Origin of the sequence: Coleofasciculus sp. (genome assembly GCF_046565525.1) — a bacterium.
Lineage (GTDB): Bacteria > Cyanobacteriota > Cyanobacteriia > Cyanobacteriales > Coleofasciculaceae > Coleofasciculus.
This window is the reverse complement of record NZ_JBKHUP010000098.1, coordinates 16,712-27,980: the sequence shown is the minus strand read 5'-3', so window position 1 is coordinate 27,980 and position 11,269 is coordinate 16,712. Positions and strand designations below refer to the sequence as shown.

Below are 11,269 nucleotides of genomic sequence, written 5' to 3'. Positions count from 1 at the left end.
ACGATTTATGCCAATGAAGGGGAAAATATAATTGATGCTGGAGGCGGCGATAACCTGATTTATGGCGGTTCGGCTGCTGATTGGATTACCACGGGATCGGGTGATGATACCATCTACGCGGGTGAAGGGGTAAATACGATTAATACCGGAGATGGAAATGACATTATTTATAGTGGTTCAGGTGATGATTTCATTAATGCAGGTATAGGTCAAAATCAAATCTGGCTGGGTGGTGGACAGGATACCATTGGCTTAGAAATGTGGGGATCTAGTGAGATTAATAACTTTAACCCCTATCAAGATCAAATTGACTTGGGACTCTCCGATCTACGCGGCGTGGTTTTGATCGGACAAGGTAATAATACAATGATCGGTTTAGCTCATCGTTCGATTATGGCAACGCTTCATAATGTTGATGTTCAGACTGTGGCGGCTCAATCCACTGATATTTTTGGCGCAGAACTTACTGTGTTTTCCAGTTAAACCCGTTAAGCCATAATCAGTCAGCTTACGCTTACCCAATCCGGGTTCCGGGTTGACTATCCCCTTTTATGCCAACCGCAAAAACCTTGTAGAGACGTTACATGCAACGTCTCTACAGGTATATCTTGACACCTACAAAAATATGAATCGGATATTTCGCGATCGCGCCAGGTGGCAAAAAAGAAACCCAAGCGTGAGAGATCGCTGGGTGGAAGTAGGTTGCATGTACACTCTTCATTCAGATTAGCGCATTACGGCTTGTGACTAAACCTTTGCGGCTTAAATTTATCTTTTTTAATATATTTACAGAAATGAATTTACCCCAGCTTAATTTTACAATTAAAAATTAATTAATTGACCGATTTTCTGAAAATTATCATCAATTTTCATGAGAATGCTAGACAGTTTGTAAACGGAATGTTATAAATATTAATTAAGCGCAATACATAGAATTGTAAATACTCAAGCTTGACCGGGTGTTGTCTGAAGCAAGAGGATTGTCCTTTACCTATAGACTTCCAATGAATCAAAATTACTCAACTGTTTCTGTTGCTACCCCTAGCAATTCCCAGCTCTTAGCCAAAGTTAATACCAAGTTTGGCTCACGTGATGCCCTCTGCTATGAGTTTCAGGTGCGTGGAGTTGGTAGAGGGACATTTAGTTACTCGGATTCTTTCCTGAACGGAAATAATACGAAGTCCATACTTTTAGAGTCTTTAGTATGGAATGGGAAACTGATCGAATTAAGTAAGTTTCAAGAACACAGTATTTGCTTTAATCAAGGAGAATTACTGGGACTGAATCTTTTAGGTGAAGGTTGGGAGATGCTGTTGAATCTAGGCATTCAGATCAATGGCGTCCACAGGATCACAGAAGTGACCTATAGACGGATAAAACATCAGCATTGGTTTAAGGACAATCTCTATTAATCCCTAAACCTCTGCCAACATTCCCTCAGATCCCCGATTTGTTGAACAAGTCGGGGATCTAATTTAGTGAAAACCGCGATAAAATCTAGACAAGTTGGGTGCAAACACGGATTCCAGCAAACTCCTTTAAGATTTAGTTAAAATGATGAAACCTAAAGTAGTAGTCGCCGCTATTTTGGCAACGAGCGCGATCGCAGCAGGTGTGGCGCTAAGTTCAGCCAGTTCTGCCCAAGCCTGTAGCTATAGCAAGTATAAGTCTTATCACCGAAAAGAAGCACAGCTAGACTGGTTGCGATCGCCTTGGGCTATCGTGATCACCTTACCCGGAATCGCCTTGGCAACTGCGCTGTCTAGAGGCGGGCGTTCTTACGAAACTTAGGGGAAAGCTGAATAAGTTTTGTGGTGGGGGTAGGGAATAGGGGGTGTAGGGGCGGGTTTAACAGATAACGTTCTGTTGATGTCGGATAGCTTGACTAAACCCGCCCTTTTAAGGGAAGCAGGGAAAGCAAAAAGCAAGAGGTAATGGCTTGCTGCATGAATATGGCGCGTCTTCTACTCTCGATTTCCATTCCGATTGACGGAACACTGGGACGCAATATACCACGCCCCACCCCGATTCCCACTTAAATCACACGCCTCAATCGGACCTGCACCATTTGATTCCACATAAATTCCTTGTGCTTGATTCCGATTAATCTGACATTGCCAAATCTTAGCATTACCCTCTTTTTGAATCGTGACGCCGACTCCCCCGTTTCCAGCAATATCGCAAGCGGCTAAGATCACTTTACAATCAGAACCAATAAATACGCCATCTTGCTGCATTCTAGAAATTTTGCAGTGCCGTAGAGTCGGATGACTGCCTTTGAGGATATACACGCCTGTATGATGATCCGATAGGGTACAGTGTTCTATTAATCCCTGACCCTTCTGACTCACCAAAATCCCATACATCGCCCCTCCCTGGATCTGACAATGGCGGATTTGCGGATTCGCGATCGCGCCATGAATATAGATACAGGCAATCCCGTTGGATAGTATAGTACAACCTTCCAGAATGCATTGTCCTTGAGGAATATCAATCCCATAAGGCTTCAGCAACGGTTCACTCACCAGACGCCCCATCCCATTTGCCTGTTGCAGATTAAACCAATCCTGATGGCGCAGGGTTAACCCCCGAATCACGGCTTGTTCGGTCTGAATTTGCAGACAAGGTTGGTATCGACTTTCGATTATAATATCCTCTGGTTGTCCCTCGCCGACAATTTCAACGTCCTTATCAATTACTAAACTTTCCCGATAGAAACCCGGGCGCACCACGATGCGTGTCTGAGGTTCCGCCTGTTTAATCGCATCCCGGATACGTCGATAATCAGCGTCACCCAGTTTAGCGACAATAATTTCTGTTCTGATAGGAAGAAAAGACGCTGTCTTAGACAGGGATAAGGAAGACGGATTCGTCATCGCCTCTAAGTCTTGAAGAACCTCTGTCGCCGACTGATAACGCTGCTTCGTCGCACCGTGCAGCATTTTATCCAGAATTCGACCTAATCGTTCACTGATGGGAGTTTTCAGAACGTCTCGCCATATCCAAACTCCGTCATCGAAGGAATAGAGTTCAAAGGGATCAGTTTGGGTTAAAAGGTGAATACAAGTGACACCTAGACTATAGATATCACTAGCAAATACGGCTTTCCCAGCGGCTTGTTCCGGGGCGGTATATCCTGCACTCCCAATAATTGTTCCGGTAACAGATAAGGCGGTTCTAGGGGAAAACTTGGACGCGCCAAAATCCACCAGTACCAGTTTTGGCGCAGCAGCCGTCGTGGGAATTTGAGTCAGTTGAGACGATGAAGAGGGAAGACGTTGAATAATATTTTCGGGTTTAACATCTCGATGAATCACCTGTTGGTTGTGGATAAATTGTAAGACGGGTAATAAATCCTGCAACAGGTCAATAATTTGAGCTTCACCAAAGCTACCCGCTTGCGCCAGTTTTTCGGCTAAAGTTTGCCCCGGAATAAACTCTTGCACCAAATATTGACAGCCCTCTGCTTCAAAATGCGCCAAGAGTTCCGGAATTTGGGGATGTTTACCCAATTCATCTAGGCGCACGGCTTCTTGTTCAAAGAGTTCTGTAACTTTTTGCCTGTTTTGACTCCCTTGAACCTGGGGAAAAACTTGTTTAATTACGCAATAAGGTTTCGAGGGTTTATATTCATCTACCGCCAAGAAGGTTCTGCCGAAACCCCCTTGACCAATTTGGCGAATGGGTCTATAGCGATCGCCTAGCTGTAATTTTGCCCCACAGCTTTGGCAAACCCTAGTCCCATTATGGTTTTGGGGAGACTGACAGGTGAGGTTGATGCAGTAACTCATGCGTCATTTGTCTTAGGTCATTTGCCTCGTTCCTTAGCCTCCTCCTCGTTCCCAGGTTTGAGAAGGGAATGCTTTTAGGAAAGTTCTGCCTCCCATAGTAGCGCCAGGGATCGCTCTTTGAATTTAGTCGGGGCGGGTTTAGTCACATCCGGGTGGCAAAAAACCTTAATAGTGAAACCCGCCCCTACAACCTTCTCAAAACTCAAAACTTTTTATCGTACAGTTTTCACACTATCAATTTTCCGCATAAACAAGTCGCTGAAGATACTAATCACAGGACGCTTGCGTACCCTGATATTGGTACTCACCGACATCCCTGATTGCAAGGGAATTTCTTTGCCGTTGATTAATATTGTTTGTCTATCCATGCGAATTTCCGCTGGAAAACGGTAGAATGGGTAGACTTCATTAGGGGGTAAAGCATCAGAACCAATCTGGACTAACTCGCCTTTGACATCTCCAAATTCGCTATAGGGAAAAGAATCAACTCGGACATCCACGGGCATTCCTTCGTTGACAAAACCAATGTCTTTGTTGGTGATATAAACTTTGGCAACAAGGGTATCATCCGGTACGATTTTCACCACAGGCTCACTGGTGTTGGCGACAAATCCGGTATGGGCTTTGAGGTCAAAGACTTTGCCACTTTCAGGCGCTTGTAATTTTTGATAGGTTAACGTTAACTGCGTTTGGCTGAGTTGACTCTCAATTTCTTGGAGGCGTTTTTGATTTTCAACAATAATTTTGGTGAGTTGGCTGTCAATTTCGGCAATCCGTTGTTCGTTTTGAGCAATCAGCGTTCGCAGTTCTTCTTCCGAGAGCGCCATGGTGTTTTGTTTACGTTCCTGGGCTTGCTCGATTGCTTTGTCTAACCGTTCCTGTTCTTTCTTGAGACGCTCTACCTCAGCGGCGCTGCTTTCAGTGTCTTGTTTCTGACGCAGATACTGCAGTTCCCCGAATGCGCCCTCTTGCCACAGATTCTCTAGGCGATCGGTAATTTCTCGATTAAGCGCTAACACTTGTACGGCATCGGCAAGTTGGATTTGGGTTTGAGTCAGTTGTCGGTCGAGTTGTTCGACTTCTAAATCCGCCGCCGCGACGCGAGAGTTATACTCGTTTTGGCTTGCCTGTAGGCGTTGCCGTTGTGCCAAGGTTAAACCGGTAGGATCTCCGGTGAGTTGGGCTTGATAGTAGTTCTTTTCTTCCACTAAAGCCGCCCGATTTTTGGTGAGTGAGGCAATTTGGGGGGGGAGTTTCTCGGGCAGATTTTCCGGGTCAATGGCAACGGCTTTGCCCGTCATCTGAGCTTGATAAAATTGATTTTCTTGGATCAAAGCGGCGCGAATTTGCTGGAGCGATTTAAATTGAGCTTGAGCCGCTGTTTGGTCAAAGGTGAGCAGGGTATCCCCTTTTTCGACGCGATCGCCTTCTTCAATGTCCACCACCCCGACAACCCCACCCTGGGGGGCTTGCACTTCCTTGACAGCCGCTTTGGGTTCGAGTTTCCCTTGGGCGGGAATGGCTTCTTCGATTTGCGCCACACAAGCCCAACCGACGCTTAATGCTGTCACGCCAATAATCGCTACGACAATCATTCGGGGCCACAGGGGAGATTGTTGTAAAATTACGGGTTGATCAAATTCCGGGGGTTTATTCGTCCGACGAGTCGTTCCGGCTTTGGTTGCGGTTTTCACCGACTGGGAAGGCGATATGGCGACGGGTTGGCTGGCTTTAGATCCGTTGCGTTGATTCATTATAGTATTAGTCCTTCGTCATTGGTCATTGCTTATTGAGTCACTGTTTAGAGTCAAACAACTTTTGTCATAGTGGGCACTTGGAAAAAACAAAAGACGAATGACAAAAGACGAATGACCATTAAAGTTGAGCGTCTTGCTGTTGATAGAGGCAGTAGTAGCGCCCTTGCATTGCCATCAGTTCGTCATGGGTTCCTTGTTCAACGACTGACCCTTTATCCATCATTAAAATGATGTCGCTGTTGCGAATGGTAGTTAAACGGTGGGTAATGAAAAAGACAGTGCGTCCTTTGAAGGCTTCAATTAAATTTAAACAAACTTGTCGTTCGGTGTCATAGTCGAGGGCGCTGGTAGCTTCGTCTAGAATTAAAAGTCGCGGATTTTGCAGTACCGTGCGGGCAATGGCAATCCGCTGGCGTTGTCCCCCTGATAGCGATGATCCTCGCTCCCCCACTCTTGTATTGTAACCACTGGACAACCCCATAATAAAATCATGAGCGGCGGCTACCTTGGCGGCTTCAATGATTTCCTCGGCGCTAGCATCGGGATTGGTCAGGGCAATATTATCTTGTACCGTACCATCAAACAGCAGACTATCCTGGGGTACAATTCCCACTTGACGACGCAGGGAATAGAGTTCAACTTTGGAGATATCGTAGTTGTCGATCAGAATTCGCCCTGAATCAATATCATAGAGGCGGGGTAAAAGTTTCATTAATGTACTCTTACCCGAACCACTTTGACCGACAATCCCGACAAATACGCCCGCCGGAAAATGCAGGTTAATATTGGTTAATTGCCAAGGACCACTCGTACCAAAGCGGAAGGAAAGATTTTCATACTCCACTTCCCCTTTAATCGCAGGCATGGGAATATTTAAGCGATCCGCCTCATCCGCTTCTTGGGGGCTATCCACAATATCACTTAACCGTTCTAAAGATAGCGCCGTTTCTTGGAAATTTTGCCACAGTTGGGCTAATCGGAGTAAGGGACTGGTAACATAGCCGGAAATAATCCGAAACGCGATTAATTGCCCCAGGGTTAATTGTCCATCCAAAACCAGATAAGCACCCACCCACAGCACTAACAACGCCGAGAGTTTATTCAAGAAATTACTCGCTGAACCCGCCGTTGTGGAGGTTAGCACCGTCTTGAACCCCGCCGATACATACCGGGCATAGCGTTCCTGCCATTGCCAGCGCGTTCGCAACTCAATGTTTTGCGCTTTTACCGTTTGAATCCCAGACATGACTTCGACTAAATAGGATTGCGTCTGGGCGTTCCGTTCAGCTTTAACCCGCAGTTGGCGACGGACAATCGGCGAAACAATGACGGTTAACAACACAAATAAGGGAATAATCGCCAACGAGACAATTGTTAGCACCCAACTATAAATAAACATGACCACGATGTACAACACGGAAAACACCGCATCTAACACCACCGTCAACGCCGTTCCCGTGAGAAACTGACGAATATTTTCCAACTCATTAATTCGACTCGCCAGTTCCCCCACTGGACGCTTTTCAAAATACCGCAACGGTAAGCGGACTAAGTGGTCAATAATCTCCGAACCCAGATGCATGTCAATCCGGTTCGTGGTATCCACAAATAGATAGGTCCGGAAACTGGTTAATAATGCCTCAAAAATGGCAATAATTACCAGGAAAAACCCCAGCACATGTAGTGTATCAATACTGTTCTGCACAATAACCTTATCGATGATCACCTGGATCATCAACGGATTCGCCAGTCCAAATAGCTGCACAAAAAAGGAGGCGATAAACACCAAGATTAAGACCTGGCGGTAGCGCACCAGAGACGGGAGAAACCATTGCAAGCCAAAGCGTTGCTGCTGGGTGTGCTTCGTCCGTTGTACCAGCAGCACCGGAATCGCGGCGGGCGACTCCCCGTCTTCAGTTTCTGGTTTCGGTAAACTATCGAGTAAATCGGCAGGTTTGCGGCGGACAATCCCTAGTTCCGGCACACCCAGCACCAGTTCCCGGGGCTTGGCTTCATAGAGAACAGCAAAACCTTCATACCAAGGGACGAGGGCGGGGGTTTGCAGGCGATTGAGCGATTGGGGCGGTACATTCACCAATTGGGCATGTAAGCCGATTAAATCCGCCACCGCACCACACAGGGGCAAGGAAAGACCCCCAGTTCGCTGCATCTGATCATTGAGTACCCGACGAATCACATCACGGCGAAAGGGCATCTCTAAATGCTTACTCAGCATTTGGAAACAGGCTACGGTACTATCCAGGGGTCCTTTCCCTCGGACATGGGGATATTTGCGGTGTTTTTGGGAGGTTTGGTCTGCATCCTCTGTCGATTCTGGCGGCTTATCGGGGGCATAAGGGATGCTATCGTGATCATCATCCAGCCACGGGTCATCGTCGGTGGTTAGGGGAGTCTGTGTGTCAATTACCGTAACTGGGGTGGTGGGGGGTTCGGTTTGAGTTTCCCCGACTAAATCCGATTCGCGAAACCCAATAATTCTGGCTGGGGTAGACCCTTGGATATCTAGCCCCTGAGAAATTGCCTCTTGAGACAGACGACTCCCCACCGGAAAATCTCGGACGACACTCCCCCCACTGACAAACCACACCCGGTCAGGCGTCAGGAGTTCGCTGGCGTCGGTCATGGGATAGAGGTAACGCACCTGGGCATCCTGGTAAGCGTTTTGGGCAAGTTCTTTAAGATTTGTGATCCCACTGGCTTGGCGGACTAACTCTGCACCGATTAACTCGAAAGCTTCGAGGATACTGCAACGGTTTTGGAACGCAGCGGTAACGGTGGGTTCCTGTGCCATCAGGGCTAAAAACTGACCCGTGGGTATAGTTAAGCAGACCGACTCCGTGGAGGCAATTGCGGTTTCACAAGGGATACCTCGCATCAGACTCACCCAACCCAGAATCGCGCCCGGTTTCAACAAGTCCAGGGTGACCGGTTTTTGGGTGGTCTGTTCGTAACTTAAAAGACGCGCTTTTCCCTCATAGATAATTGATATCTGAGAGGGCATTTTTTCTCGCACCAGGATGGGTTGACCCATACGATAGCGCAACAGTTGACTTTTTTCTGACAACTTAGTTAGCGTCGAGGCTTCAAATTGATTGAAGGGAAATATATCCGCCAGAAAATCCGGAATTGTTGTTTTAGTGTAGGTCATGGGCAAGCCTCAGGGAATAGCATTGTAGAGACGTAGCATGCTACGTCTCTACAGGGTTTAGGATTGAACGGGTGTGCCAAAGGATATCTGTTGTCGCAGTTGTTCTTGTAACCAGGTGGTAAACATTTCCTCCAGGAGTCGCTGACGCATCGCATCATCTAGTTGAACGGGTAAAAACTTTTCTAAACGAATTACAATAAACCAGTCGCCCAAGCGGGTGGGGGGCAAAAGTTGACCGGGTTGGCTAACGGTTAACATTTGCGCCAAGGTGGGGTGGGGTGTACTCAGTTCCACCGGTCCTACTAATCCGCCCGTTTGCGCCTCAGGTCCTTGGGAATAATCTCGCGCTAGTTCATTAAACGACTGTTCTCCTTCTTGGATACGAAAATAGAGTTCTTGGGCAATAGCCGCCTCCTTTGTCCGAATTAGGGAGTAAATTACCCGATCTAATCGTCCTTTGCGCTTGAGGAAATAGGACTCGATCTTATGTCCCCAAGTCTCCTGTTTAAATTTTTCCAGTTTTAGCCCCCGAACCGCTAACTCTTCAACTTGTTCAGGACTTACGCCTTGACGGTCACGCCAAGCTTGACGCTCTTCCTCGGAAGTTAGCTGATTTTTAGCATAGAACTGCTCGCAGGCAGCCGTTTTTTCTTCTGGGGTACAATGTACGGTGGCAATGGCTTGATCAATAATGATTTCTCGCAATAACTGAGGGAGTAATTGATATTTGGCTAACAGGGGAATTACTTCTTCAGCCGTGATGGTTTGGTCGCCAACCTTTAAAATGGCAGTCATCGTGGTGAGAAGCCTCTCAAGGTAGTGTTTTCAAGAACTTATAGATCAGGTGATTTCCAAGATAACATCTTGCTTCAAGGGAGTGTTATACTCCAGCGCCACTATTAATTGAAACTTTAGAAAAGTTAAGATTTTTCCTTAGGGGGAGGATTTTGATCATTTTTTTGCCCTGCGGTAATACAAGTGTGAATATCCGCGTTGGTTTTAATCGCTCCCGGTGTAATATGAGTGGCACAAGCGTGAAACCCTCTAGCTTGCAACACTTGAATCAGATACTCTCGTTTGGGAATATCTAAGCGTCCTCGGCGTCCGATTTCTGCCAAGGTATAAAAGTAGGGCGGGAAATCGGCTTCAGCTTCCATGAGAGTGAGGAGTTGTACCCGTTTAGACCATTGCCAGTGATGTGCTAATACTCTCATTTGCTTTAACCAAGATTTATTATGCAACATTCCCAGCCACAGTGGACCACTCAGGGTGAGGGATTTTTGGTCATGATCACAAAAGGAGCGCCCTAACTGACGCCAGGACACAGTTTGATAATTACCGCAGTGATGACAGTAACCCAGAAAACCGTAATTTTGCAACGTCAACGGCTGAGATTTGACCAAACGCACCATCAGGCGATAGGTTTGACCTGTAAACAGGGAGAATATCGGCGTAATCCCCAAACCCTTGGCGATGGCTTGCTGCTGGAGTTTACCAATTACCAGTCGCAATCCTTGTTCCTGGGCGGCGGGATGGTTGCGGGGATACGCCCCATAAATGCCTAAACTACTTTCTGAAGCATGACCTGTCAACTTGCGCCCATCGGTACTGGTGAGATAGAGAAGTCCCCCCAGTTTCAGCGCCCAGAGGCTGGTATCGAGATAGGGGGTAGGGGAACCAAAGCAATCGACATCGATGAAATCGTAGTAATCTCGGCGGTTATAGCATTCAAAAAAGACTTGATTGGCGTCGAGATGGGTTAGGGTGGCAGTATGGGTTGCGATCGCGCCGGCTAAATTTTGCTGTAGAATCAAGTTCAGCTCTGGGTTTGCTTCATTCACCCATATCCAATCGGCTTGACTCTCCAACCGATAGCGCAGGGAACGCACCCCACAGCCACTCATCGCATCAATCACTCGCAAACCACCCCTTTGGGACTTATAAATCGCCGCCGCCAAAACGCCTAAATCTCGCACCACTTGCGTTGAGGGGCGATAGAATGCATGACCAACTTTAAATGTGGCTTCGCCTTCGGTATGTTCAGTTAAATTTTGGTTCATCGTTTGCGGTTCACAGGTAAAGTACGGGAGGACGGAAGCCCCCGCACTTCAGTCGGGGGATGAAGTCCGACGCGGCGAATGAATTCGCCGTCATTTTTTTGGTTTTCGATGTAACGTCTAACTGTTGTATTGCTAACATTGCCAGCGGTAGAGACAAAATACGAGTGAGTCCACAGGGAAGGAAGCTTTAAAAGTATTGGAAACTCTTGTCTTAGCAATCGGGAACTTCTGCCCTTGATAGCCTTGACGACTTGATGGGCAGCTACTTTTGGTGGAGTATTGACAAACAGATGAACATGATCAGGCATAATCTCCAAGGCTATAACCACCCACTCTTTTTCTTGGCAAACCTCCCAAATAATATCTCGTAATCGCTTTTCTACGTCTCCAGTCAACACCTTTTTTCGTCGTTTTGGCGTCCAAACTAAGTGATAATTGACCATAGAAACCGAGTGGTTGCTTTTTCTGTACTGCTGCATATCAGTCAAATCA

At 46.9% G+C, this 11,269-nt stretch carries 8 protein-coding genes and 1 pseudogene; 3 read left to right on the top strand and 6 right to left on the bottom strand.

Annotated elements, in window-relative coordinates:
* From ACLGGO_RS27640 to ACLGGO_RS27630, 3 genes are all read left to right on the top strand, one after another.
* The coding region (locus tag ACLGGO_RS27640; protein ID WP_446421694.1) for a calcium-binding protein at positions 1-483 on the top strand (483 nt) is incomplete at its 5' end.
* A 521-nt stretch (positions 484-1,004) separates the two neighbouring features.
* A complete protein-coding gene (locus ACLGGO_RS27635; RefSeq protein WP_446335010.1) occupies positions 1,005-1,412 on the top strand; it encodes a hypothetical protein in 408 nt (135 codons plus the stop codon).
* 142 nt (positions 1,413-1,554) lie between these two features.
* Complete coding sequence (locus ACLGGO_RS27630) at positions 1,555-1,791, top strand: hypothetical protein (protein WP_446421693.1); 237 nt, start codon at positions 1,555-1,557, stop codon at positions 1,789-1,791.
* A 173-nt stretch (positions 1,792-1,964) separates the two neighbouring features.
* Here the strand turns inward: ACLGGO_RS27630 and ACLGGO_RS27625 are convergent, their stop codons facing one another.
* The 6 genes and pseudogenes from ACLGGO_RS27625 to tnpA all read right to left on the bottom strand — a co-directional run.
* Positions 1,965-3,791, bottom strand: a complete 1,827-nt coding sequence (locus ACLGGO_RS27625) for a protein kinase domain-containing protein (RefSeq protein WP_446421692.1) — start codon at positions 3,789-3,791, stop codon at positions 1,965-1,967.
* A 212-nt stretch (positions 3,792-4,003) separates the two neighbouring features.
* Complete coding sequence (locus ACLGGO_RS27620) at positions 4,004-5,545, bottom strand: HlyD family efflux transporter periplasmic adaptor subunit (RefSeq protein ID WP_446421691.1); 1,542 nt, start codon at positions 5,543-5,545, stop codon at positions 4,004-4,006.
* A gap of 121 nt (positions 5,546-5,666) precedes the next feature.
* A complete protein-coding gene (locus tag ACLGGO_RS27615; protein WP_446421690.1) occupies positions 5,667-8,717 on the bottom strand; it encodes a peptidase domain-containing ABC transporter in 3,051 nt (1,016 codons plus the stop codon).
* 57 nt (positions 8,718-8,774) lie between these two features.
* Positions 8,775-9,512, bottom strand: a complete 738-nt coding sequence (locus tag ACLGGO_RS27610; protein WP_446421689.1) for a peptidylprolyl isomerase — start codon at positions 9,510-9,512, stop codon at positions 8,775-8,777.
* A 125-nt stretch (positions 9,513-9,637) separates the two neighbouring features.
* Positions 9,638-10,777 (bottom strand): tRNA (guanine-N1)-methyltransferase, encoded by a 1,140-nt coding sequence (locus ACLGGO_RS27605; protein ID WP_446421688.1) that lies wholly within the window; start codon positions 10,775-10,777, stop codon positions 9,638-9,640.
* Between the two features lie 95 nt (positions 10,778-10,872).
* Positions 10,873-11,256, bottom strand: a pseudogene (gene tnpA, locus ACLGGO_RS27600) (IS200/IS605 family transposase); the annotation flags it as partial.
* Positions 11,257-11,269: the final 13 nt, after the last annotated feature.